This is a genomic window from Azospirillum sp. A23, assembly GCF_042938965.1.
Classification (GTDB): domain Bacteria; phylum Pseudomonadota; class Alphaproteobacteria; order Azospirillales; family Azospirillaceae; genus Azospirillum; species Azospirillum melinis.
In genome coordinates this window covers 971,417-996,172 of record NZ_CP170667.1, presented here as the reverse complement: position 1 = coordinate 996,172, position 24,756 = coordinate 971,417, and the positions used below count along the sequence as shown (strand labels likewise).

The following is a 24,756-nucleotide window of genomic DNA, read 5'->3' as shown; positions in this document are numbered from 1 at the left end:
AAGATCGTCCGATGAGCGATACTATGCCGTCCTGCATTCCGCTCACCCCGCGTTTCCTGCTCCCGTGAGGTAACCGCCCCTTGTCCGGACTGGCCGCCCTTCCCGCACCGACCAGCACGATGCCCACCTCGGGCCTTGCGAAGCTGCGTCAGATGCTGGCGAGCGATGCCTCGGCGGTCCAGCCGATCCGCCGCGTCCCTGGTGATGAGGAACGCAAGCGCGGCAAGGAAGGCACCGAGGCGACCGGCGACGCCCTGCAGGGCAGCGGCCGCGCCGACGGAGAGTCGACGGCAACACGGACGCGGACGGCTGCCGGTTCGTCCAGTGGATTTACCATCAGCGGTGCGGCAGACGACGCCGGCCCGGTCAATGGCGGCCCGGTTCCGCTGAACGCCCTGCCCAACGCCGGCTATGTCGCCCAGAGCATCCATCAGGAGGCCATGGGCAGCGGCCTGACCATCGAACCCTGGTCCGAAGCCATCGACGCCTACCGCCGCGCCGATGCCGGGGTGAACACGCCGATGGTCACGCAGATCGCGGTTTAAGAACACCTAACAAAACGGCGTTTGGGCTGTTGAGAGGTGTATGGCTTCCCCTGTCGTCTCCGACGCCCTTTGGGCGCTGATTGAACCGTTGCTCCCACCGGAGCCGCCCAAGCCGAAGGGCGGGCGGCCTCGGCTGGACAACCGCGCCGCTCTAACCGGTATCCTGTTCGTGTTGCGCTCGGGCATTCCCTGGGAACTGCTGCCGGTGGAGATGGGGTGTGGTTCGGGCATGACCTGTTGGCGCCGGCTGCACGAATGGCAGCAAGCCGGCGTCTGGGAGCGATTGCACCGCGTGCTGCTCGATCGGCTTGGCTACGCCAACGCCATCAACTGGGATCGCGCGGCGGTGGACAGCGCCAGCGTTCCAGCAAAAAGGGGGGTGAGGAGACCGGGCCGAACCCGACGGACCGCGGCAAACCGGGCTCCAAGCGCCACATCCTCGTCGATGCCAATGGCATCCCCCTCGCCCTGAGAATTTCGCCGGCCAACCGGCATGACAGCAAGCTCCTGGAGACGTTGGTCGATGCCGTGCCGGCAATCCGCCAATGTGCGGGCCGGCCACGGCGCCGACCAGCCAAACTGCACGCCGACAAGGGCTACGACTTCGCCCACTGCCGGCAGGCGCTACGCCGGCGGGGGATCATTCCACGCATCGCCCGGCGTGGCATCGAGAGCAGTGAGCGCCTTGGCCGACACCGATGGGTGGTCGAGCGGACGCTCGCCTGGTTTGCCCGCTTCCGCCGCATCGCCGTCCGCTATGAACGGCGCGCCGATATCTTCACCGCCTTCCACCACATCGCTGCCAGCCTCATCTGCTGGAGATTCGTCCAGAGATGGTTCTGTTAGGCGCTCTAAGGCCGTGGCGTGAAGCCCCCTCTCCCGGCGGGCGGGAGAGGGAAAACTCCTCGGAACTCAATCGTCGCCGCCCGCCGGCATCGGGCCATGGGGGATGTCCGCCTTGCGGCTGCGGAACAGGTTGCTCATGAAGTGGCCGAAATCCTCCATGTAGAGGTAGAGCGACGGCGTGATGTAGAGCGTCAGCACCTGCGACACGCACAGGCCGCCGACCACGGCGAGACCGAGCGGCTGGCGCAGTTCGGCCGCAGCGCCATGGGCGATGGCGATGGGCAGGGTGCCCATGATCGCCGCCATCGTCGTCATGATGATCGGGCGGAAGCGCAGCAGGCAGGCCTGCTCGATGGCGTCGCGCGCCGACATGCCGTTGCGCCGGGCGTCCACCGCGAAGTCGATCATCATGATCGCGTTCTTCTTCACGATGCCGATCAGCATCAGGATGCCGATGATGGCGATGACGCTGAGTTCGACGTCGAACAGCATCAGCGTGGCCAGCGCGCCGATGGCCGCCGACGGCAGGCCGGACAGGATGGTCAGCGGGTGGATGAAGCTCTCGTACAGCACGCCCAGCACGATGTAGATCACCAGCACCGCCGCGGAAAGCAGCAGCGCCTGACCGGCCTGGGCATCCTGGAACACCTGGGCGGTGCCGGCGAAACCGGTGGTGATGGTGGGCGGCAGGCCCATCTCGCGCTCCGACGCGCGGATCAGATCGACCGCCTGCCCCAGCGAGGCGCCGGGCGCCAGGTTGAAGGACAGGGTGACGGCTGGAAGCTGGCCCTGGTGGTTGACCGCCAGCGGGCCGGCGGTGCGCTCCACCCGCGCAAAGGCGTCGAGCGGAACCAGCTTGCCGGTGGTGGTGGAGCGGACATAGATGCGCGACAGCGAACTGTCGTCGCCCTGGTATTTCGGTTCCAGCTCGATCAGCACCTGATAGTCGTTGCTGGGGGTGTAGATGGTCGAGACCTGACGCTGGCCGAAGGCGCTGTAGAGGGTCGAGCGCACCTGATCGACACCAAGGCCCAGCGTGGCCGCCTTCTCGCGGTCGATGTGGACGTAGGCCTGCGGATTGTTCAGCTGAAGGTCGCTGGTCACGTCCTGCAGGATCGGAATGCCGCGCAGCGTCTGCTCCAGCCGGCCGGACCACTGGTACAGCTCGTCGAGGTCGAGGCCCTGGATGGTGTACTGGTAGAGGCTCTTCGACGCACGGCCGCCGATGCGCAGGTTCTGCACCGGCTGCATGTAGACGGCCATACCTGGGATGCCGTTGACCTGCCGGCGAATCTGCTGGATCACCTCGGTCGCCGACGGACGTTCGTCACGCGGCTTCAGGGTGATGAACATGCGGCCCTGGTTGCCGGTGCTGCCGCCGACGCCGACGGAGGAGATGACGTCGACCACCGCCGGATTGGCCTTGATGATGGCGGCGACCTGCTGCTGCCGCTCCGCCATCGACGGGAAGGCGATGTCGGCCCGCGCCTCGGTCGTCACCTGGATCTGGCCGATGTCCTCGGTCGGGAAGAAACCCTTGGGGATCGCCTGATAGAGCAGCGCCGTGCCGATGACGGTGCCGATCATCACCAGCCCCATCAGCGGCCGGTGGCGAAGCGTCCAGCGCAGCGTGCGGGCATAGCCGTTCAACACCGTGGAGAACCCGCCCTCCAGCATGCGGCCGAACCAGCCCTCTTTCTGGTCATGGGCATGGGTGAGGAAGCGCGAGCACATCATAGGCGTCAGCGTCAGCGACACGAAGGCCGACGCGCCGATGGACATGGTGACGACCAGGGCGAATTCGTGGAACAGCCGCCCGACCACGCCGCCCATCAGCAGGATCGGGATGAAGACCGCGACCAGCGACAGGGTGATCGACAGGATGGTGAAGCCGATCTCGCGCGAGCCCTTGATGGCGGCCTCGAACGGCTTCATCCCCTCTTCGACGTAGCGGACGATGTTCTCCATCATGACGATGGCGTCGTCCACCACGAGGCCGACCGCCAGCGTCAGCGCCATCAGCGAGATGTTGTCGACGGAGAAGCCCAGCAGATGCATGCCGCCGGCCGTCGCGATCAGCGAGATCGGCACGGCCAGCGCCGGGATCAGCGTCGCCGACAGCCGGCGCAGGAACAGGAAGATCACCATGACGACCAGCACGATGGTCAGGCCCAGCGTGAACTGCACGTCCTCCACCGCCTGCCGGATCGATTCGGAGCGGTCGTTGACCACCTGGATGGCGGCGGCGGCGGGAAGCTGGGTCTGGAACACCGGCACCAGCTCGCGCACCCGGTCGACCACGTCGACGGTGTTGGCGTCGGGCTGGCGCTGGACCGCCAGCATGATGCTGCGGGTGCCGTTCAGCCAGCTGGCGGTGCGGTCGTTCTCGACGCTGTCCAGCACCTGCGCGACATCGCCCAGGCGGACGGGCGCGCTGTTGCGGTAGGCGACGATCAGCTGGCGGAAGGCGGCGGCGTCGGGAAGCTGCGGGTTGGCGGCGATGACCAGCTGCTGCTGTTGGCCGGTCAGCGTGCCGACCGGCGTGTTGGCGTTGGCGGCGGCCAGCGCCTTCTGCAACTCGTCGATGCCGATGCCGCGCAGCGCCAACGCGTTGGGGTTGACCTGCACCCGAACCGCGTATTTCTGCGAGCCGTAGATCTGCACCTGGGCGACGCCCGGCAGGGTGGCGACCTTGGGCTGGATCAGCGTCTCGGCGATGTCGTTCAACTGCGCCAGTGGCAGGGTCGGCGAGTTCAGCGACAGGAACAGGATCGGCTGGTCGGCGGGGTTGACCTTGCGGTAGCTGGGCGGGGTCGTCATCTCCGCCGGCAGCCGGCGCTGGGTGCGGGCGATGGCCGCCTGCACGTCGGCCGCCGCCGCGTCGATGTCGCGTTCCAGCACGAACTGGATGGTGATGCTGGTGTTGCCGAGCGTGCTGTTCGACGTGATGGTGTCGATGCCGGCGATGGTGGAGAACTCACGCTCCAGCGGGCTGGCGACCGACGCCGCCATCGTCTCCGGCGAGGCGCCCGGCAGGGTGGCGGTGACGCTGACCACCGGGAAATCGACCCGCGGCAACGCCGCGGTGGGCAGTTGGCGGTAGGCCGCCAGACCGCTCAGCACCAGGGCCGCCGTCAGGAGAATGGTCATCACCGGACGGCGGATGCAGAGTTCGGAGAGGTTCACGTGGCACCCCCGGTGCTCTTGCCCTCGGCGGACTGGCCGCTGGCCGCCCCATTGGTTGCCGTGCTGCGGGCAGCGTCCTGGGTGGCGGAGCCCTGCTGGCGCCCACCCTCGGCGGTCTCGCCGCCCCCGGGGGAGCCGGTTGGGGCGGCGGGCTTGCCGCCGGCCTTCTCGGTGATCTTGGCGCCGGGGAACAGGCGCGACTGTCCATCGACCACCACCCGCTCGCCCGCCTTCAGGCCGGAGGCGACGACGCTGAGGCCGCCATGGCTGCGCTCGACGGTGACCGGGCGGACCTCGACCGTCTCGTCGGCCTTGACGACATAGACGAAGCGGCCCTTCTGGCCGGTCTGCACGGCAAGGTCGGCGATGGTCAGCGCGTTCTGCTCGACGCGCAGGGTCAGGACGGTGTCGACGAACTGGCCGGGCCACAGGCGGGTGTCGGCGTTCGGAAACTCGCCCTTGACCAGAATGGTGCCGGTCTGCTGGTCGACTTGGCTGTCGACGAAGGACAGCTTGCCCTCCGCCTTATCGCCCCCTGGATTTTGGCCATGCCCGCCGGCGATGGTGGCGGTCACGGAAAGCGAGCCGCTGGCCATCGCGGCGCGGATCGCCGGCAGATGCTTTTCCGGGACGTTGAAGGAGACGTTGATCGGGCGCAGCTGGGTCAGGGTCACCAGCGGGTTGGTGTCGGCGGCGCGGACCATGGTGCCGACCTTGGCGGCGACGGTGCCGGTGCGTCCGTCCATCGGAGCGGTGATGCGGGTGAAGCTGAGCGAGACCTTCGCCGCCTCGATGGCCGCGAGGTCGGCCTTCACCGTGCCCTCCAGCGCGTCGGCGGTGGCGACAGCGGCGTCATAGGTGGTGCGGGAGATGGCGCTGGTCCGCACCAGCTCGGCATAGCGCTTCACGTCGCCCTTGGCCTTCTCCAGATTGGCGCGGTCGCGCTCCAGATTGGCCTGGGCCTGACGCAGCTGGGCGTCGAGCGACCGGCTGTCGAGGGTGAAGAGCGTGTCGCCGGTCTTCACCTCCTGCCCTTCGGTGAAGTTGACCGTTTCCACCGCGCTGTCGACGCGGGCCTTGATGGCGATGGCGGCGATGGGCTGGACGCTGCCGATGGTGACGATCTGCTCGGGCACGGCCTGTACCGCCACCGTCTGTGTCACCACGGGAACCGTCCGTCCTGCACCGGCCGGCGCTGCCGCCTTGGACTGCGACTTCTGGCCGTCCGCCGCCGCCGTCTTGCCATCCGCCCCGGCATTGTGGGTCGCATACCAATAGTACCCGCCGCCGCCGATCACAGCGGCCAGCAGCAGGACCAGGAAAAACCGTCTCATCCGATTGGACTCCAAACGCCGGAGCCAGGGACCGGCACAGGCTTAGATAAAGGGGGGCAGATTGGTGATGCCGGACATCAGAATGTCGATGACGGAGCGCTCCAGCGCCTCGCGCGGGCGTTCGCCCAGCTGCATGATGCCGCCGCGGACCATGCCGATGATAAGCAGCGGCACGACCTCCAGGTCGATCTTGCGGAACTCGCCGGACGCCATGCCGTCGGCCAGCACCTGCTGCAACGCGGTGGCGGTGCGCTGGCTGCGGCGGCGCAGGATGCGGCGGGTGCGGTCGGCCAGATCGGACTGGTCGCCACCCAGGAGCTTCAGCGTCTGCAACTGCTCGCTCAAGGTGTCGACCAGGGCCGAGACCATGGCGGACAGCCGGACGGATGCCGGCACCTGCTGCGGCGCCAGTTCGGCGTTCAGCTTGTGCTCCAGCCCGCCCAGCGCGCGTTCCAGCGATTCCAGATACAGCTCTTCCTTGGAGGGGAAGTAGCGATAGAGCGTGGCCTTGCCTACGCCGGCCCGTTTCGCCACCTCTTCCACCTGGACCGAGGCGTAATCGCGGCCGGCGAAAAGCTCCGCCGCAGCGTTGAGGATCACCTCGCGCCGCCGAGCGCGCCAGTCGGGTATCTCTTCCGCATCAAGAGGCATGAATGGAACTCACGGGTTTCAAAAACTGACGATAGTCGAGATCCTTAGAGTGTCAAGGAACCTGTTTCCAATAAAAATGAATTCGGCGTCATGTGGGGGAACTGTTTCCTTTCCATGACCGGATCGGGCGGATTTGCGGTCCTTAGAACGTAAAAAGGCGCGAAGCCCGACCTGCCCAGGGGGGGGAATTACCTGGGAGGCCGGGCTCGCGCCCATTCAATCTAAGGCGGTGACGCGGGACGTCAGCTCCGCGTGGTGGTGGAGCGGCCGATGCCGGTCGTGCCGGTCACGCCGGTGGTCGAACCGGCCATCGAACCGGTGCCCGCCGATGCTCCGGCCGGGCCGCCGCTGGTGCCGACGCCGAGGCCGGCGGCAGTGCCTGCGCTGGTGGTGTCGGCCCCCTGGAGGCCGCCTGTTGTCCCGCTCATCGACGAGGAGGTGCCGCCGGGGGTCGAGCCGGTGCCCGCACTCGCCATCGCCGAGGCGCCGGCGCCCGTCGAACTGCCCCAGTTCGAGCCGCCCTGAGTTCCGGTCTGCGCACGGACGCGCAGGTTGTTCTGCACATGCGACACGCCGGAGACGGACTCGGCGACATCCTCGGCCCGGCGCTTGGTGTTGCGGTCGGGAACCATGCCGGTCAGCGTCACCTCGCCGCCGCTGACCGCCACCTCGATGTCGGAAGCGTCGATGTAGGCGTCGTCGGTCAGCCGGTCGCTGACATCCTCACGCACACGCTCGTCGGAACGGCTGTAGCCGCGCGGACCACGGCCGCGATGCTGGGAGGCGCGCGTCTGGTCTTCGTGACGGCGGCGCTCCGCATCGTCGTCGCCGAACCAGGAGGCGATTTCGTCGCCGGCCTGTTCCCAGAAGCCGCGCTGTTCGCCCCGGCCGCGGTTCTCGCCATAGCCACGGCCTTCCTGGCTGCGGTACATGGCCCCGCGGTCCTCGCCCCAGGAGCGGTTGCGGTAATCGTCTCGGCCATAACCTGCACCATGGCCGGTGGAGGAACTGCCGCCGAGATCGCGCCGGCTCCAGTCGCCACGGTTCCAATCGCCACGGTCGCGGCCGGATTCGTAACCGCCGCCATAACCGCTGGATTGGGGACCGTAAGCGCGGGACCCGTAAGCGCGGTTGCGGTCGTCGCTGCTTCCGGGGCTGCGCTCGCCGTAATTCCGCTCGCCATAGGGGCGGACGCCATAATCGCGGTCACGGTAATCGGCGCTGCCGACATCGCGGCTGGTGTAGTTGCCTTCGGTTCCGGCATTGCCGGCCCCGGCATAACCGCCATAGCCGCTGGAACCCGACCGGCCGCCATAGCCGGCACCGTAGCCGCCGCGGCTCATGTCGCGCCCGCCGCCGAAGTTGCGATCATAGACCCGCTCCATCTCGCGGGAATTGTCGCGGCGGTTGTCGTCATGGTGGGAATCGCGGCCGTAACCGCCCGATTCATTGCCGACTTGCCCGCCATAGCCGGCGTCGCGATAGTCTCGGCCCTGCTCGTCCTGATGGCGGTGGGCCTGGGTGCGATACATGCTCTCGTGCTGGCGGCTGTCGTCCCCGCTCTGGGACCGGCTCCAGTCCCCTCCCTGTTCACGGCTCCGGTCCTGGCCGTAGACGCCGGTGCGGCTGGGCCCCTCGCCCCAATCGCGGTGCCGGTTGGGTTCACGGTCCTCGTCGCGCCAGTCGCGGCCCTCGCCTCGCCACCGATTCTCGTACTGCGCCATCGTGGTCGGCTCCCTCTTTTCAGGATTCTTGAATGGGCGGGCGGCACCACGCATGGCGTCGCCACGCCCGTCTGTCCCGATCAACAGGGGCGGTCGAACGGCGTTCCGGAAATTCAGCGGCCGGTGACAGGGAAAACCGAGAGTTCTGGCACGGGGTTTGCGAAGGGCACCGCGGTTGGTTCCACGCATCACTTACGGCTTCGGCGCTTCATGCACCGAAGCCGTTTTCTTTTGCGCCATTTTATTGGGCAGAGACTTCAATCTGCTTAATTTGGCAGCGACTGGTCGAGCAGACGGGCAACCGCAGCGCCCAACTCCTCGTTGAGGAACGGTTTGTAGATGATCTCATCCGCATTGAACATGCGGGTCATCTTCAGCAGATAGCCGGCCGGCATGTTGGGCGCGCCGCCGGACATGGCGAGGATCTTCACATCCGGCTGGGTGCTGCGGGCGGCCTTGATCAGTTCGATCCCGTCCACCTCCGGCATCAGCACGTCGGTGACGATCAGGTCGAAACTGCGGCGGTCGAGGGCGCGGATGGCCGCCCGTCCGTTCTCCGCCTCCGTCACGTCGAAACCGCGCCCCTCGAGATATCCGGCGACGGACAGCCGCACGGCCGGCGAATCCTCGACGACCAGGATGTTGGGGCGATTGGCACTTCCCATCATGCACCCGGCTCCTTTTGGGAACCGCCTTATCGAAAAGCCGGCCGCGGCCGGCGGAAGTCTAAGCGTGCCCCTCACCCACCCATTGCCGCGACGGCCGCAGCCGCGTCGGCATGGATCTGGAACAGGGACGAAAATCCGCTGACATCGAACATCTCGCGGATATTCGGCGCCATCGCGGACAGGACGATCGAACCGCGCTTTGCCCGGGCCGCCTTGGCGGCGACCAGCAGGGACCGAAGCCCGGCCGAACTGATGTAGGCAAGCTGGGCCATATCGACAACGATCCGCGTGCCCTCATCGCCGATGGCGGACATCAGAACGCGTTCGAATTCGCCTGTGCTGCCGCTGTCGATGCGTCCGACCGGGTGCAGCACCGTGACGCCATTCTCTGTTCGCTCGGCAATGTGCATACCCGGCTCCCGCCACATCCTTCCAGACCCCGGTTATAGCATGTCGGCGGAGTGCCGACGATGCCTTCGCAGTGCGGCGGAAATCGCGCTCATCGCGCCGCCCGCTGCCGCCCGCACAGCGCGGCGGGGCTGCGGGAGGCGGGACGCTCATGACTCGATGATTTCGGCGAAGTTCAGCAGGCCGATGGGCGGGTAGTATTCGAGAAGCCGCACGGTGGCCATGTTGATGATGACGGAGAAGCGCTTCAGCGTTTCCACCGGAATGTCCGCCGGATCGGTCCGGTCGATCAGAATCTGCGCCGCCTTGAAGGCGGTGAGGCGGCCGATGCCGTAGGCACTGCTGGCCAGCGCCAGCATCGCCTTGTCGGTGCGCACGATCAGTTCGGTCGCCGAGAAGGTCGGCAACCGCAGGCGCAGCGCCTCCGCCGCGACGATTGAGCGGGTGTGGAAGGCGATGAAGGTGTCGGGACCGATGTACAGCACCTCCGCCCCGCGGGCCGCCACCCGGGCCAGCGCATCGGGAACGGCGGCGGCGACCGGCTGGCCACGGTCTTTCAGCGGCACCGGCTCCTCCACCAGCTCCAGCCCGCGCAACGCCATCTCCGCCCGCAGCCCCTCGATGGTGAGGAGGGAATTGCGTTCCTGAGGGTTGTAGACGATGCCCAGCCGCCTGATCGGGCGATAGGCCTGAATGGTGTTCAATTGCACCGCGATGGGCGCGACGTGGATGGTGCCGGTGACGTTGCGCCCCGGCCGGCCGAGGTCGGGCACGATCTTCGCGTCCACCGGTGCGGCGACGAAGGTGAAGACCACCGGAATATCGGTGACGTGGCGGCGCGGATCGGCATCATCGAAGGGACCGACGATGCCGCGGGTCTGCGGCGTGCCGAAGCTGTAGACCAGATCGGGGCGGGTGTCCTTGATCTCCTCCACGATGGCCGGCAGCCGGGCGGGATCGCCGCCGGTGTCGCGGATGATGTAATCGACCTTCAGTCCGTAGCGGGCCAGATAATCCTTGAAGCCGTGTTCGTTGTCGCTCTCGCCCCGGCCAAGAACCATGGTGATGCGGAAGGTTCTGTCCGGCACCCCCGCCGCAAGGGGAAAGACCGGCAGCATCAGACCGCCGGCGGCAAGGCCCAGGAGAGAGCGGCGGCGGATGACACGAGATTCGTCTCCGAAGCGCATCATGGTCATGCCTCCTGCGGCCGGACCGCGGGCGCGGCTGGGCCGAGCGCGCCGCCCAGCCTCATGGCACGCCGCCGTCATGAAACGCCGATGCATCAATCACGGGCCGCCCAAAGCTCCACCGTCATCCGCCGGGTGTGCCTTCGCAGGGCACCACCCATCAGATGAACCGCGATTCCGCCGGAGCTTGCAAGCGGTTTTCCAGCTTGTACTAATATAACGGGCCAGCGGCCCTCCGGGCGGCCTCAGCCGGGAGGCATTGCGCCGGCATGGGCGCTCTGCATGGGGATTTCCTGCATGCGGCGCTGCTCCGGCCGCCATGGCGCCGCGTCGTCCTCATCCTCCGCGGCGGCCGGCCAGTCCTCGGACAGGTCCGGGCGCAGGTCGGGGATGACAGTTTGCCGCAGTTCGGCCAGCGCCACCAGCGCGTCGCGGTCGCCGGCCGCTGCCGCCGCCTGAAGCCAAAGGGCGGCTTCGGCCGGATCCCGGGCGGCGCCAACTCCCTCGCGCAGGCACAGGCCAAGGCGATATTGCGCGGCAGGGTGCCCCTGTTCGGCAGCGGCACGCAGCCAGCGCACCGCTTCGGTTTCGTCACGGTCGACCCCGCGGCCGTCGAGCAGCAGCAGGGCGAGGTTGACCTGGGCGGGGGCGGAGTGCTGGAGCGCGGCAAGCCGGTACCACAGCGCCGCCTTGGCCGGATCGCAGGCTACGCCGGCGCCATGTTCGTGCATGTAGCCCAGATTGTTCTGCGCACCGACGTCGCCCTTGGCGGCGGCGCGGCGATACCAGGACACCGCCCGGCGCGGGTCGGGCGGCACGCCGATGCCATTGGCGAGCAGGAAGGCCAGCATGGTCTGCGCCGCGACATGGCCCTGGCGGGCGGCGCGGCGGTACCAGGAAACAGAAGCGGCGACATCGGCCGTCCGCACGGCCTCCGCCAGCCGGTATTGCGCGTCGCTGTCGCCCAGTTCGGCCTTCATCCGGGTCCAGAGCGTGGGCGTGGCAAGCATGGGCTTGGCAAGCATGGACATGGCGCCGGCACCTTCGTCGATTGTCCCCCCGGGGTTCCGTTCCACCAACACCGCGCGAACCGGCTTTATTCCGGTCGCCGCAGCGTTGTGGCCGAACCCCTTCACCCGAGTCTGTCCCCCTGCCGCCGCCCATTCAACCTCCCCAGCCGGCGGTCGAGGAATTGTCACGCCGACGCTATCGGTTAAGAATGACCATCCCTTCGCGCCCCCGTGATACCCGGAGGCATAGGGGAAAAAGTGGGACCGGGAGGCGAACGCGGATGGACGGAAAAGCGGCGAACCGCCTGGAGGTGGTCTTGCGCAGCGAGCTGTCGGAGCTCGGCCGGCTGGCCGCCGCGGTCGAGGACTTCATCGCGAGCAACCAGTTGCCCCCGGACCTTGCCTTCCGCTTCACACTCTGCCTCGATGAACTCGTCACCAACATCGTCTCCCATGGCTACGGCGGTGCCGACGGGCATGGCATCCGGGTGCGGCTGGAAACCGATGGGCAGGAGCTGCGGGCGGAGGTGGAGGACGATGCCGACGCCTTCGACCCCTTCGCCGAGGCCTCGTCGCCCGACCTCGGCGGCGATCTGGAGAGCCGGCGGGTTGGCGGGCTGGGCATCTTTCTGGTCGGCAAAATGATGGACCGCGCCAGCCACCGGCGCGAAGGCGGCCGTAACCTGACCCTGCTCGCCAAGCGCATCGGCTGACCGTCGGCGGCGGAGCGCAACTGCGAAGGTCAGCCTCCGAACAATCCCGCTTCAAAAAATCTTCATGGAAGCCTTGTCCGTCTCGAACTCCGATCCATGCGACGTCGTGAACGCCAAGTCCCCAATATTGACAGGGTCATATAGATGGATCGGCGAACCTTACATGCTTTTCATCAAATGCCCGCGAGTTGCCGTCCATGACAATCCGGCAAAGCAGAGCGTTTCGCTCTGCAACAAACCGACACATGACAAGGGGGTCAAATTCTTGCACTATTGTGGATAGCCCCAGGTTGCGGCCGGGATCGGCCGTTCGGGTAAGCCGATGCAGACCGGGGCAGGAGCATGGAAGGCGGACGCTAACGTGTGGAGTCGACGCATCATGACAGGGACGCAGTGCCAAGAGGCACGGCTGCGCCTTGGCTGGTCGACACGGATGCTGGCGAACAAGGCTGGCGTTCCGTGGTACGCCGTGATGAACCTCGATTACGGCACGGGTGAAGTCGACCCGGCCATCGTCGACGCGCTCACCCGCGCCTTCAAGCAGGCGGGGCTGGAACTGCGGTAACGGAAGCCCCCTCTCCCGGGATGGGAGAGGGAGCCGTCTCCGCTCCGCCAACTCATTCCCTCAGCTCGTTTTCCCGGCCTTGCCCTTCTCCGCCGGGCGGTCGATGTGCTTTGCCGATTCGGTGTCGGGGGTGATCGGCTTGCCGGTATCGGACACCTCCCTGGCCGCCTCAAGCGGGTCGGCGATGTCGCGGTCGGGCTCGTTGGACAGGATCTTGCCGCTGTCGGGTTTGTGGTCTGCCATGGAATCGCTCCTTCCGTCGGATGATTCCATCACAACAGGCGGCTGCCGACATTCGTCCCGGATACACTCTGTTACCGAATCCATGACCGCCGGACACAGGCCGGCAACGATAGGCCGCCATCCTGATCGCCATGGACGCCCCCGGCAGGACCGGGGAGCGCCGGACGCGATAGGATGGACAGCATGAAAAAGACCCTGCTCGCCGTGGCCGCCGCTATCCTCGCCGTAACCGCGGCGACCGGAACGCCAGCAATGGCCCAGGGATGGCAGCCGGGCCCGGACGACCGTCCGGCCGGCCACCAGTACCCGCAGCCGCAGCCGCCCCGCGGGTACGAACATGGCCAGCGGTACGAGCACCCTGGCCGTCAGCCGGTCCACCGTCCCGGTCCGCCGAAGGCGTATGGCTGGCGGGCCGGCGAGCGTCTGCCGCAGGAGTGGCGCGCGCCCCGTCACGTGATCGCACACCCCGCTGCCTATCACCTGCACCGCCCGCCGCGGGGCCATCGCTGGGTCCGCGTCAACCATGACGCCGTTCTGGTCGTTTCCACCACCGGCATCATCGTGGAGATCATGCCCGGCCTGTTCCGCTGACCGGAGTTCCCGCCCCTATAGCTCCGTGCGTTAAATATGAAACGCACGGAGCTATAGCTTTATGTTTGACGATCGGATTCACGCTTCAAATCGATTCCGATTTTACGCGATCCGATCTAATCGCCAAAACCCTTCTGCGCCAGGACCAGGAAGATCTTCTCCTCCAACTGGTCGGGTGTGAAGGGCTTGGCGATGTAGCCGCTGACCTGATGGGCCAGCGCCTTCTTCACCGCATCCAGCGTTGCCAGCGCCGTGACCATCAGGAAAGGCAGGTCGCTGCGGGTCTCGCGCACCTGCTTCAGCAGGTCGAGGCCGCTCAGCCGCGGCATCATCCAGTCGCAGACGATCAGGTCATAGGCCACACCGTCGGCCAGGAAGCGCTCCAGCGCCTCCTGGCCGTCGGCGGCGGTGACGATGTGGCCGATGCCCAGTTCCTGGAGGACGGAGGTGACGAAGGCGCGCGGCCCGGCCTCGTCATCCACCACCAGGACGCGGTGGGAGGACAGGTCGATGAAGGGCACGCCGACCATGCCCAGCGCCTGCCGCAGCCAGTTGGCACGCGCCAGCCGTTCCTTCGGCCCCGGCGCGTTCAGCAGCACATGGCGGACGAAGCGCGGCCGGTGGCAGTGGCGGTAGAGCACGCGGGCCACCGCCAGCCGGCTCTTGCCGGTGCAGAAGGCCCCCTCCCCCGCCAGCCGGACGATGTCGAGCACGGTGTCGGCCGGCGGATCGTCCTTGGCCTGGATCAAGGGAGTCAGCACGCGCTGGGTGCGCAGGAAGGCGTTCTGGATGTCGTCGAGCTGGCTGCCGAGATACTCGCGCTCCTCGTCGGGGAAGGCGCTGGACAGCACAAGGCGCTGAACCTCTGCCAACCCCTTCAGCTTCTCGTTCCGGTCCTTCCAGCAGTCCAGCAGCCGACCGGCGAAGTCGCGGCTATCGAAGAAGCTCTTCAGGTAATCGGCCACCGCCTTGGCCGCGGTGGGCGACAGCGGCATCTTCTGGAGCACGAACAGGATGCGCAGCTTCTGCACAAAGTTGCGGCCACGGGTGATCTCCGGGACCGTATCCTCGTTGACCAGCAGGGCGGTGCGGCGTTGCAGAGCCGCTTCCGTCCGCGCACCGCCGACATAGGCGCCCTCGCGGTCGCGCAGGCGGGCGGACAGGTCGCTCAGCGCCAGAATCTCGCGCTGCACCGCCTCGATGCCGAACATGTCGCCGGCACTGGCGATGGTGAAGCAGGCCGGCTTGGCCATCTCGCGGCGGAAGGCGGCGGCCAGCGCGTCCCGCAAACCCGGCATCGGCACCCGGCGCATCAACACGTCCAACCGGCGGAACACCGATGGGGCATCGTCCGCCATCGGCCGGTCGGTGGCGATCAGCGTCACGATCATGTCGATCAGGGTGGTGAAGGGGGCATCCCGCGCGCAGGACGCGGTGCCGGCGTCGCTCAGCAGGATCTCTCCCAGCAGCCGCTCCACCGGCGTCAGCGCGTCGGGATGCTCGGTGGTTTCGGCGAGGTTCAGCAGCGCCTCAGCCTTTTCGGCGAAGCTGCGGCAGACGGCGATGTGCTGGGTGACGGCGGCGTCGAGAAGGAAACGGCCGAGAAAACCGCCGACGGACAACAGCTCCGCCGCCGTGCCGGGATAGTCGGCGGACAGGAAGTCGGGCGGCGGGTGCTCCTTCACCCGCTCACGCGTCAGCCGGGCGATCTCGTTGACCAGCGGCGTCATGCCGCCCTTACGGTCCATCACCCGTTCGGCTTGGGTCAGGATGGCGACGAAGGTGGCGGTGTTGGACAGCCCGGTCTGATGGCGCGGGTGGTGCAGCAGCTCCGTCGCGGTCAGCGCGTTCTCGTCGAGGAAGCGGCGGCAGAAGCGGCCGACCCCGTCCCGGCCGGCCGGGGTGTAGAAGTCGGCAGGCTCGCGACAGGCGGCGGGGGCGGAACCCTCCGCCTCGTCCAGGGTCGGTTCCGCGGCGGGGGCGTCGTGACGGGACTCCTCCATCGCCACCCTCACAGGGCCAGCAGGTCGCGAAGCGCGCTGAGCAGCCGCTCGGGCGCCACCGGCTTCATCACGATCTGCCGCCCCTCCTGCGCCGTCAGCCCGGCCGCCGTCTCGCGCGAGGCATAGCCGGTCAGGAACAGGATGGGCAGAAGCTGGTTGCGGCTCTCCAGTTCGCGGGCCAGTTCCAGCCCGTTCATCCGCGGCATCGACACGTCGCTGACCACCGCGTCGAACAGGCCGCCGGCCTCGTCGTACCGGGTCAGCGCCTCCTGCCCGTCGGACGCCTCCACCACCGTGCAGCCGGCCTCCTCCAGCACGAGGCGGAGGTAACGGCGCACCGAATCCTCGTCATCGACCAACAGGATGACAGCCCCCTCCCCCTCCGCGACCTGCAGGGGGTCGAGTCCAACCGGGGATGCCGGCGGCTCGACGGCGGGCAGATAGAGCGCGAAGGTGGCACCCTGCCCCTCCTCACCCTCCAGTTCCACCGCGCCGCCTGACTGCTGCGCCGTGCCATAGACCATCCACAGGCCGAGCCCGGTGCCCTTCCCCGGCTCCTTGGTGGTGAAGAAGGGCTCCCAGACGCGGTCGCGGATCTCCACCGGCACGCCCGGCCCCCGGTCGCTGACGCGGATCGCGACATAGCGACCAGGCTTCAGGCCGCGGTGACGGGCGAAGAAGGCGTCGTCCGGCGTCTCCACCGCCAGGGCGATGGTCAGGGTGCCGCCATGGGGCATGGCATCGCGCCCGTTCAGCGCGAGGTTCAGCAGAGCCTGGTTCAGCGTCACCGGGTTGACCAGCGCATGCGCGCTTTCGTCATCGGCCAGGATCGCCACATCGATACCGGCGCTGAGCAGGGGTTTCAGGAAGACGCGCAGGTCGCGCACCAGCGGGGCGACGGCGACCACCTCGCGCTCGTCGGTCACCCGGCGGTGTGAGAAGTCCAAGAGCTGGGCGGTCAGCGCCGCTGCCCGTTCGGACGCCTTGGCGATCTCCTGCACGCAGGTCAGCACCCGGTCTGGATCGGCCGGATTGCGCTCCGCCAGCCGGGCGAAGCCGCCGATGGCGGTCAGCATGTTGTTGAATTCATGGGCGATGCCGCCGGCCATGCGGCCCACCGCCTCCATCTTCTGGGCGCGCTGAAGCTCGCCCTCCACCCGGCGGCGGTCGGTGATGTCGTTCAGCACCAGCAGCACTGCCGACCCACCGCCATAGACGGCCTGACTGGCCGCGACCTCCAGCCGGCGGCGCTCGCCGGTCGGGCGCAGGGCGTCGCATTCCAAGCGGCGCTCCTCCCCCTCGGCAGCGGCGGCGAGCGTCGCGGCCAGCGCCTCGCCCTCCGCCAGAAATCCGGCAAGCAGTTGGCCTTCCAGCGCATCGGCGGCGACGCCGAGGATCGTCGCGGCGGCCCCGTTGGCGAAGCGGATGGCGGCGCGATCCCAGATGACGATGCCGTAGGGGGCCAGTTCGACGAGCTGGCGGTAGCGTAACTCGCTTTCCCGCAGGGCGCCGACGGTCTGCTCCAGCCGGGCGGTCTGGCCGGCCAGTTGCTCTTCCCGCGTTTTCAGCTCGGTGATGTCCATCAGGATCTTCACCACGCCGCCGGTGCCGGTGGCATGCTCGCTGATGCGGTACCAGCGCCCGTCGGACAGCCGGCCGTCGACCGGGGTGGAGTGCTGGAGATGGCGGGTCAGCCGCTGCTCCACCCAGGCGCCGATGTCGCCCTCCCCCTCGTACCCGCCGCGCTCGGCGGCGGCGCGCAGGATCTCGGCGAAGCTGCGGCCGGGGGTCAGCATGTCGGCGATGGTGGGATAGGCGCGGCGATACTGCTCGTTGCAGATCAGCAGCCGGCCGTCGGCGCTGAACAGCACGAATCCTTCCGACACGCTGTCGATGGCGTCATGCACCACCGCCTGCATGAAGCGCGCCTCAACCAGCGCCAGCGTCTCGGTGGTGGCATCGGTGCCGCAGCCGCGATAGCCGCGGAACCGCCCGTCGGCGCCGCGCACCGGCACGGCGCTGAGCCGCAGCACGAGGTCGCGCCCGTCCACCCCCTCGAAGCTCAGCTCCAGGTCGCGGAAGGCCCGACCGGCCTCGATGTCGGCACGGTATTCCGCCCAGGTCGCCTCGTCGGCGACCAGCACCCCGAGGTCGAGAAGGGAATCGCCGAACACCGTCCGCGGATCGCAGCCGAGCAGCGTGGTAAGCCCGCCCGACAGCGAGAGATAGCGGTGGTCCGACCCGGTTTCCCAGAACCAGCCGGGCGTCACGGCGGCGAAGTCGCGGGAGCGGTCGCGCAGCCCCTCCAGCTCGTCCATCGCCCGGCGCAGAGCGGCGTCGGAACGGGCCAGAGCAGTGGCGGCGGCCCCGGCGCGCCGGGCGCTCCACAGGGCCAGACCGCCGGCGGCCACCAGCGCGCCGGCGACCGGCCAACCGACCTGCCCGCTTGCAGAGAGCGCCGCCAGGGTGCCGATGCCGGTCAGCCCGGCCAGCAGGCCGGGAAACGAGGCGGAAAGACCCGACGGACCGGACACCGGTCTGGCGGCACCCCCGGTGGGATGCGGTCGGTCGGTGCCTGCAACGTCCACGGGGCCTCCGTCTGTCCGAAAGGGTGCCGGAAGAGTTGTTGTCCGGTGACATCATCACCGGATCGTCCCGTCTTAGGCTGTCAGGCGTTAACAGCAGGTTTAGTTGCTAAGCTTTCGCACAGCCGCGACAGCCAGAAGCGGTAGGGGCGATGGGGAGGAGATCCGGAAGGCCGCGGAACACGTAAAAACCGGTTGCCATTCCAAAGCCGGCCGGTTTCGAAAGGACCATGCCATGCCGCCCATGACTCCTGGGGCCACTCCCGAGGCTCCACCAAAAGCAGACGTGATTACGTGGAGCAATCTGCCGGCTCAGATCGCCGAAGGGGTGGAGCGCCGCAGCCTTCCCGGCACCGGCGCATCGCTGAAGCACATCGTCATCAAGGCCGGCACGTCCGCCCCACGCCACGACCACCCGCACGAACAGTTCGTCATCGTCGTGGAAGGCCGCGCCCTGCTGACCTGCGAAGCGGGGCCGGTGGATCTGCGGCCGGGCATGGTCATCCGTTTCGACCCCGGCGCCTGGCACAGCGCCGATTTCGTCGAGGATACCGTTCTGATCGAGGTGAACTTGAACCCGGCGGGGTGAGAAGTAAGGTCAGACGCCGATATCGATGTCGATCTCGTCGTCGTCTTCCGGAGCGCGGCCCAGCAGCAGGTCGGCAGCGTCGAGGGTCAGCGCCTCGACCTCCTCGTTGCGCTCCTCGTCTGGCAGGCGGAGCGCGTGCATCAGCTGGGTCGCCAGATGGATCAGCATGGCGCGGACGCAGTCGTCTTCCGGATACTCCAGCGCAACCACGTCCTTCAGGAAGGCGCCGAGCTGGTCCGGCGAATTCCAGGGGTGGGTGATGACGGTCTCGAAGCCGCTGGTGCCGAGGAAGACGGAATTCAGCGCGATGGCCTGACGGTTGATGCCGTCGACCGCCTCGTCCTGGTCGAGATTGCCCTGGAGAACCTGATTGAAGGCGTCCAGGCTGAGGTCGATGAACTGGCGGACCAGCAGCCGCACCACGGATTCGTCGGACAGGTCGTTGCGGGCCTGCGGCTGGGTCAGCACCGGCAGCGGTTGCAGCAGCGCCGCGATGATCGGCTTTGCGGATTGGGATTCCATCGCGGGCAACTCCTGTCGGGATCGACCCCGGCATCTGCGGGGCAAAAGGTTCACGGCTCCCGATACTGCCAGAGCCTGACGCAAAACGCAAAAAAGGCCGCCCCCTTATCGGGAGCGGCCTCTCGCCAGGCCTGACTGGAGGTCAGACCTGAAAGATCAGCCCACCAGCTCGATGCCGGCGAAGAAGAAGGCGATCTCCTGGGCGGCGGTCTCCGGGGCGTCCGAACCGTGGACCGAGTTGGCCTCGATCGACTCGGCGAACTCCTTGCGGATGGTGCCTTCGGCGGCGTTGGCCGGGTTGGTGGCGCCCATGATCTCGCGGTTGCGGGCAATGGCGTTCTCGCCTTCCAGAACCTGCAGGACCACCGGGCCGGAGATCATGAAGGAGACCAGATCGCCGAAGAACGGACGCTCGCGGTGCACGCCGTAGAACTGCTCGGCCTGGGCCTTCGACAGCTGGACGCGCTTCTGGGCAACGATGCGCAGGCCGCCGTCTTCGAACTTGGCGTTGATCTTGCCGGTCAGGTTGCGGCGGGTGGCATCGGGCTTGATGATCGAGAGGGTCCGTTCGACGGCCATGGTGGTGACTCCTGCGGGAATGGGGCTTTTCGCCGATTGAAAAACTCGCAGGCGCCGCCGGATGACCGGGGCGCCGGATGGGCGGCTTTATAGAGGCGCTTTCACGGCGCGGCAAGGCGTTCGTTTGGGGCCGGGTTCCCCGCCCTCCGCAAAAAATACGGCCGCGGTGGCATCCCAGCGCGGCCGGAGTCGAGGAGGCTTTGGGGAAGCAGGCGTCAGGTCAGGATTTGGCGGCGCCCAGCTTGGCCTGGGCGGCGGCCAGACCGTCCTTGCCGTCCAGCGTGGTGACGCCGGACAGCCAGGTCTTCAGGACGGCGGGATTCTTCTTCAGCCAGTCGGCCGCCACCGCTTCGGGCTTGCGGCCGCCATTCATGATGCCGTCCATCACCGAGTTTTCCATGTCCACGGTGAAGACCAGATTGGACAGGAACTTGCCGATGTTCGGACATTCGGCGGCATAGCCCTTGCGCACGTTGGTGCTGACGGTGGCGCCGCCGAAATTCGGGCCGAACCAGTCGTCGCCGTCGGACAGATAGGTGATGTCCATCGTCTTGTTCATCGGATGCGGCGCCCAACCGAGGAAGGCGATCCATTTCTTGGCCCGCACCGCGCGCTTCACCTCGGCCAGCATGCCGGCCTCGCTGGACTCCACCATCTTGAAGTCCTCCAACCCGAAGGCGTCGGCCTTCAGCATCTTGTCGATGATCAGGTTGCCGTCGTTGCCGGCCTCGATGCCATAGATCTTGCCGTCCAGCTTGTCCTTGTATTTCGCCAGATCCTTGAAGCTCTTCAGCCCGGCCTCGGCGGCATAGGTGGGGACGGCCAGCGTGTATTTGGCGCCTTCCAGGTTGACGCGCGTCACTTCGACCGAGCCATCCTCCAGCACCGGCTTGATGAAGGTCTCCATGGTGGGCATCCAGTTGCCCAGGAACACGTCCAGCGACTTGGTCTTCAGCCCGAGATAGACGACCGGAACCGACGAGACGCTGGTGGTCGGCTTGTAGCCGAGCGCATCCAGCGTGACGGAGGCGAGCGCCGTCGTCGCCGCGATGTCGGTCCACCCCACGTCGCCGAACCGCACCGCCTTGCAGGAGGCCGGATCGGCAGCCTTCGCCGTCCCCGCTGTCAGGGCGGCGGATCCGGCCGCCAGCATCAGGCCGACGGCCAGGGTGGAGAATTTGGCGGCGGAGAATTTACCGAATGTCTTGGCCATGTCCCTGTTCTCCTTGCTTGTGGTTTTCGTTGTCGTCTCTGTCGTTGTGGCTGCGGGTCTCAGGCCCGCCGCCGCTGGTCCTTCACTGGCTCCTTCTGTCTGATGGCGGCATCCGCGACGTAATAGGGCACGTCGGCGCGCGGCAGCGGCGGACGGCCGCGCACCGCGTCGGCCAGCTTTTCGGCCATCATGATGGTGGGCGCGTTCAGGTTGCCGGTGACGATGCGCGGCATGATCGAGGCGTCGATGACGCGTAGCCCCTCCAGCCCATGCACCCGGCCCTGGCCGTCCACCACCGCGCCATCGTCGGTCCCCATCCGGCAGGTGCCGCAGGGGTGGTAGGCGGTCTCGGCGTGATGACGGACGAAGGCGTCGAGGTCGGCGTCGGTGACGCAATCGGCGCCGGGGCTGATCTCCTCGCCGCGATAGGGCGCCAGGGCGCGCTGGCGCATGATGTCGCGGGTGATGCGGATGCCGGCGCGGAACTCCCGCCAGTCCTGCGGATCGGCCATGTAGTTGAACAGGATGCTGGGCGCCTGCCCCGGATCGCGCGAGCGGGCGTGGACGCGCCCCTTGCTGGGCGAGCGCATCGAGCCGACATGGGCCTGGAAGCCGTGCGCCTCCACCGCGTTGGTGCCGTTGTAGCTGATGGCAACGGGGAGAAAATGGTACTGGATGTTGGGCCAGGGCACGTCGTCGCCGGTGCGGATGAAGCCGCCGGCCTCGAACTGGTTGCTGGCGCCGATGCCGGTGCCCAGGAACAGCCATTCGGCGCCGATGGCCGGCTGGTTCCACCATTTCAGCGCGGGATAGAGCGACACCGGCTGACGGCAGTGATACTGGATATACATCTCCAGATGGTCCTGGAGATCGCCGCCGACGCCCGGCAGGTCGATCACCGTCTCCACCCCCAACTCGCGCAGCAGCGGCGACGGCCCCACCCCCGACCGTTGCAGGATCGCCGGCGAGGCGATGGCCCCGGCGCACAGCAGCACCTCCCGCCGCGCCCGCGCCGTCACCGGCGTGCCGTTGCGCAGATAGGCGACGCCGACGGCACGCCGTCCGTCGAACAGGATGCGGTCGGTCAGCGCATGAGTGACGATGGTCAGCCCCGGCCGCTCCCGCGCCCGGTCGAGATAGCCGCGGGCCGTGCTGCACCGCCGCCCCTGCGCCGTCACCGTGCGGTCCATCGGACCGAAGCCCTCCTGGCGGTAGCCGTTCAGGTCGGCGGTGCGGCCGTAGCCGGCCTGCGCCCCCGCCTCCACCATCGCCTCGTAGAGCGGGTTGACGCCGGGCTTGGCGGTGGTGACGAACAGCGGGCCGTCACCGCCGTGATAGGCGTCGGGGCCGATGTCCCGCGTCTCCGCCTTGCGGAAATAGGGCAGGCAGTCGAGATAGCTCCAGTCATCCAGACCCGGCAGCCCGGCCCAGCCGTCATAGTCCAGCGCGTTGCCGCGGATGTAGCACATGCCGTTGATCAGCGACGACCCGCCCAGCCCCTTGCCGCGCCCGCACTCCATCCGACGGTTGTCCATGTGCGGCTCGGGTTCGGTCTCGTAAGCCCAGTTGTAGCGGCGGCCCTGGAGCGGGAAGGCCAGCGCCGCCGGCATCTGGGTGCGGTAGTCCAGCCGGTGGTCGGGTCCGCCGGCCTCCAGCAGCAGGACGCTGACGCCGGCGTCCTCGGTCAGGCGGCAGGCGAGGACGTTGCCCGCCGACCCGGCGCCGACGACGATGTAGTCATACTCGCGCACCGCGGGGGCGAAGGAGGATGTGGCGGCGGGCATAGCGGCGCCGTTCTCCGGCGCAGCGGCCCCGGAGGTCGGTTGGTTCGACATCGAACACCCCTTCTTTAAAAAAGCGGGCTTCCCTGAAAGACGGTCTCAGAACACCGACGAGTAGGATCCCAACTCGACCTGGACCGATTTGATGTGGGTGTAATGGTCGAGCGTCTCGGCGCCGTTCTCGCGGCCGATGCCCGACTGCTTATAGCCGCCGACCGGCATCTCCGGCGGCGATTCGCCCCAGGCGTTGATCCAGCAGATTCCGGCCTCCAGCCGGTGGATCACCCGGTGGGCGCGGGCCAGATCGCTGGTGACCAGCCCGGCGGCGAGGCCGTAGCTGGTGGCGTTGGCGCGCGCGACGACCTCTTCCTCCTCGTCGAAGATCAGGATCGACAGGACCGGACCGAAAATCTCCTCGCGCACGATGGTCATGCCGTCGTGGCAGTCGGTGAAGACGGTGGGCGCCACATAGGCGCCGCGCGCGAAGGCGGCGCCTTCCGGAACCCCGCCCCCGGCCAGCAGCCGCGCGCCCTCCGCCTTGCCGGCCTCGATGTAGCGCAGCACCTTGTCGCGGTGGGGGAAGCTGGCGAGCGGGCCGAAATTGGTGTCGGGATCCAGCGGATCGCCCATGCGGATGCGGCGCACCCGGACCATCAGCCGCTCCTCGAACGCCGCCGCGACGCTGCGCTGGACGAACACGCGGGTGCCGTTGGTGCAGACCTGACCGGAGCTGTAGAAGTTCGCCATCATGGCGATGTCGGCGGCGCGGTCGAGGTCGGCGTCGGCGAAGACGATCAGCGGCGATTTGCCGCCAAGCTCCATCGTCACCTCCTTCAGGGTCGATCCGCCGGCCGCGGCCATCACCCGCTTGCCGGTCTCCACCCCGCCGGTGAAGGACAGCTTCTCGATGCCGGGATGGGCGGCCAGCAGGGCGCCGACCCGGCCATCGCCCTGGACGACGTTGAACACGCCGTCGGGCAGCCCGGCCTCGCTGTAGATCGCCGCCAGATGCAGGGCGGTCAGCGGCGTCACCTCGCTCGGCTTGAAGATCATGGCGTTGCCGGCGGCCAGCGCCGGGGCCGATTTCCACAGCGCGATCTGGATCGGGTAGTTCCAGGCGCCGATCCCGGCGACCACGCCCAGCGGCTCGCGCCGGGTGTAGACGAAGGAGGTCGGGCGCAACGGGATCTGCCGCCCTTCCAGCGCCGGGGCGAGGCCGGCGTAATATTCCAGCACGTCTGCGCCGGTGACGATGTCGACCGCGCGCGTCTCGCTCAGCGGCTTGCCGGTGTCGAGCGTTTCGATTTCCGCCAGCGCGTCGTTGCGCTCGCGCAGCAGGGATACCGCCCGGCGCAGCACCCGTGCGCGCTCCATCGCCGTCATCGCCCCCCACACCGCCTGTCCGGCGCTGGCGCTGTCGACGGCGCGGTCGACCTCCGCGGATGTCGCTTGCGCAACCTCGGCCAACACCTCCCCGGTCGCCGGATCGACGGTGGCGAAACGCTCCGCCCCCTCGTCTTCGACGGGACGGCCGTGGATGTAATGGGCCAGACGTCCGAACCGCGTCATGTCGCGTCTCCCTGATCCGAGGTCCAGAGGGTCCAGTGAATCGCAGCAATTCGATTGCCGGAGTCAGCGTGGTTTTTATTGATTGAACGTTCAATTAAAAAAGAACGGGTGGCGATTCCGTTCCTTGAATTGGTCGTGTTCAAACAAACCCGATGACCGGCACCAAGCCGAAGCAAGGCGGAACCGGCTGCCCTGCGCGGGACAAAGCCGTGCCATTCGCGCGCCATCGGCCCTGCCCCGCTTC

21 protein-coding genes and 1 pseudogene are annotated in these 24,756 nt (G+C 67.8%); 6 read left to right on the top strand and 16 right to left on the bottom strand.

Annotation, left to right across the window (positions count from 1 at the left end; translation table 11 throughout):
* Nucleotides 1-80 precede the first annotated feature (80 nt).
* Together ABNQ40_RS22105 and ABNQ40_RS22100 are read left to right on the top strand one after the other, a co-directional pair.
* Entirely contained in the window at nucleotides 81-545 is a 465-nt protein-coding gene (locus ABNQ40_RS22105; RefSeq protein ID WP_247879618.1) for a hypothetical protein, read from the top strand.
* Nucleotides 546-585: 40 nt separating this feature from the next.
* Nucleotides 586-1,304: pseudogene (locus tag ABNQ40_RS22100) on the top strand (IS5 family transposase); the annotation flags it as partial.
* 153 nt (nucleotides 1,305-1,457) lie between these two features.
* Here ABNQ40_RS22100 and ABNQ40_RS22095 read toward each other — a convergent pair.
* The 8 genes from ABNQ40_RS22095 to ABNQ40_RS22060 form a co-directional block, all read right to left on the bottom strand.
* Nucleotides 1,458-4,577 (bottom strand): efflux RND transporter permease subunit, encoded by a 3,120-nt coding sequence (locus ABNQ40_RS22095; protein WP_109048505.1) that lies wholly within the window; start codon nucleotides 4,575-4,577, stop codon nucleotides 1,458-1,460.
* Complete coding sequence (locus ABNQ40_RS22090) at nucleotides 4,574-5,911, bottom strand: efflux RND transporter periplasmic adaptor subunit (protein WP_109048504.1); 1,338 nt, start codon at nucleotides 5,909-5,911, stop codon at nucleotides 4,574-4,576. Before ABNQ40_RS22090 ends, ABNQ40_RS22095 begins: the two co-directional genes overlap by 4 nt.
* A gap of 42 nt (nucleotides 5,912-5,953) precedes the next feature.
* Nucleotides 5,954-6,562: a TetR/AcrR family transcriptional regulator gene (locus ABNQ40_RS22085; protein ID WP_098739613.1), complete on the bottom strand. Its 609-nt coding sequence runs from the start codon at nucleotides 6,560-6,562 to the stop codon at nucleotides 5,954-5,956.
* A 242-nt stretch (nucleotides 6,563-6,804) separates the two neighbouring features.
* Nucleotides 6,805-8,286, bottom strand: coding sequence for a BON domain-containing protein (locus ABNQ40_RS22080; RefSeq protein WP_109048503.1), 1,482 nt, complete (start codon nucleotides 8,284-8,286; stop codon nucleotides 6,805-6,807).
* 266 nt (nucleotides 8,287-8,552) lie between these two features.
* The gene (locus ABNQ40_RS22075) at nucleotides 8,553-8,954 is read right to left on the bottom strand and encodes a response regulator (protein ID WP_098739611.1); all 402 of its coding nucleotides are present in this window, start codon (nucleotides 8,952-8,954) and stop codon (nucleotides 8,553-8,555) included.
* A gap of 71 nt (nucleotides 8,955-9,025) precedes the next feature.
* Nucleotides 9,026-9,364 carry an STAS domain-containing protein gene (locus tag ABNQ40_RS22070; RefSeq protein WP_109048502.1) on the bottom strand — a complete coding sequence of 113 codons (339 nt, stop codon included), beginning with the start codon at nucleotides 9,362-9,364 and terminating at the stop codon, nucleotides 9,026-9,028.
* Nucleotides 9,365-9,511: 147 nt separating this feature from the next.
* On the bottom strand, nucleotides 9,512-10,552 hold the full coding sequence (locus ABNQ40_RS22065; RefSeq protein ID WP_247879630.1) for an ABC transporter substrate-binding protein: 1,041 nt from the start codon (nucleotides 10,550-10,552) through the stop codon (nucleotides 9,512-9,514).
* Nucleotides 10,553-10,794: 242 nt separating this feature from the next.
* A complete protein-coding gene (locus ABNQ40_RS22060; protein ID WP_247879629.1) occupies nucleotides 10,795-11,580 on the bottom strand; it encodes a tetratricopeptide repeat protein in 786 nt (261 codons plus the stop codon).
* A gap of 260 nt (nucleotides 11,581-11,840) precedes the next feature.
* Between ABNQ40_RS22060 and ABNQ40_RS22055 the strand changes: the two genes are divergently transcribed.
* Together ABNQ40_RS22055 and ABNQ40_RS22050 are read left to right on the top strand one after the other, a co-directional pair.
* Entirely contained in the window at nucleotides 11,841-12,272 is a 432-nt protein-coding gene (locus ABNQ40_RS22055; RefSeq protein WP_158285541.1) for an ATP-binding protein, read from the top strand.
* Between the two features lie 379 nt (nucleotides 12,273-12,651).
* Nucleotides 12,652-12,837 carry a hypothetical protein gene (locus tag ABNQ40_RS22050; protein ID WP_146255415.1) on the top strand — a complete coding sequence of 62 codons (186 nt, stop codon included), beginning with the start codon at nucleotides 12,652-12,654 and terminating at the stop codon, nucleotides 12,835-12,837.
* A gap of 60 nt (nucleotides 12,838-12,897) precedes the next feature.
* Here the strand turns inward: ABNQ40_RS22050 and ABNQ40_RS22045 are convergent, their stop codons facing one another.
* Nucleotides 12,898-13,080 carry a hypothetical protein gene (locus ABNQ40_RS22045; protein WP_109048499.1) on the bottom strand — a complete coding sequence of 61 codons (183 nt, stop codon included), beginning with the start codon at nucleotides 13,078-13,080 and terminating at the stop codon, nucleotides 12,898-12,900.
* A 183-nt stretch (nucleotides 13,081-13,263) separates the two neighbouring features.
* Between ABNQ40_RS22045 and ABNQ40_RS22040 the strand changes: the two genes are divergently transcribed.
* Entirely contained in the window at nucleotides 13,264-13,671 is a 408-nt protein-coding gene (locus ABNQ40_RS22040; protein WP_109490776.1) for an RcnB family protein, read from the top strand.
* A gap of 116 nt (nucleotides 13,672-13,787) precedes the next feature.
* Here the strand turns inward: ABNQ40_RS22040 and ABNQ40_RS22035 are convergent, their stop codons facing one another.
* Nucleotides 13,788-15,674 carry a response regulator gene (locus tag ABNQ40_RS22035; RefSeq protein WP_109048498.1) on the bottom strand — a complete coding sequence of 629 codons (1,887 nt, stop codon included), beginning with the start codon at nucleotides 15,672-15,674 and terminating at the stop codon, nucleotides 13,788-13,790.
* A gap of 8 nt (nucleotides 15,675-15,682) precedes the next feature.
* A complete protein-coding gene (locus tag ABNQ40_RS22030) occupies nucleotides 15,683-18,262 on the bottom strand; it encodes a response regulator (protein ID WP_109048497.1) in 2,580 nt (859 codons plus the stop codon).
* Nucleotides 18,263-18,545: 283 nt separating this feature from the next.
* On the opposite strand from ABNQ40_RS22030, the gene ABNQ40_RS22025 reads away from it, so the two are divergent.
* A complete protein-coding gene (locus ABNQ40_RS22025; protein ID WP_199235255.1) occupies nucleotides 18,546-18,848 on the top strand; it encodes a cupin domain-containing protein in 303 nt (100 codons plus the stop codon).
* A 9-nt stretch (nucleotides 18,849-18,857) separates the two neighbouring features.
* Here ABNQ40_RS22025 and ABNQ40_RS22020 read toward each other — a convergent pair whose 3' ends face one another.
* The 5 genes from ABNQ40_RS22020 to betB form a co-directional block, all read right to left on the bottom strand.
* Entirely contained in the window at nucleotides 18,858-19,370 is a 513-nt protein-coding gene (locus tag ABNQ40_RS22020; protein WP_109048496.1) for a hypothetical protein, read from the bottom strand.
* Nucleotides 19,371-19,526: 156 nt separating this feature from the next.
* On the bottom strand, nucleotides 19,527-19,949 hold the full coding sequence (gene ndk, locus ABNQ40_RS22015; RefSeq protein ID WP_012974418.1) for a nucleoside-diphosphate kinase: 423 nt from the start codon (nucleotides 19,947-19,949) through the stop codon (nucleotides 19,527-19,529).
* A gap of 220 nt (nucleotides 19,950-20,169) precedes the next feature.
* Nucleotides 20,170-21,162: a choline ABC transporter substrate-binding protein gene (locus tag ABNQ40_RS22010; RefSeq protein WP_391348893.1), complete on the bottom strand. Its 993-nt coding sequence runs from the start codon at nucleotides 21,160-21,162 to the stop codon at nucleotides 20,170-20,172.
* Between the two features lie 59 nt (nucleotides 21,163-21,221).
* Nucleotides 21,222-22,946 (bottom strand): choline dehydrogenase, encoded by a 1,725-nt coding sequence (gene betA, locus ABNQ40_RS22005; RefSeq protein ID WP_109047822.1) that lies wholly within the window; start codon nucleotides 22,944-22,946, stop codon nucleotides 21,222-21,224.
* Between the two features lie 96 nt (nucleotides 22,947-23,042).
* Nucleotides 23,043-24,512, bottom strand: a complete 1,470-nt coding sequence (gene betB / locus ABNQ40_RS22000) for a betaine-aldehyde dehydrogenase (protein WP_109047821.1) — start codon at nucleotides 24,510-24,512, stop codon at nucleotides 23,043-23,045.
* Nucleotides 24,513-24,756: the final 244 nt, after the last annotated feature.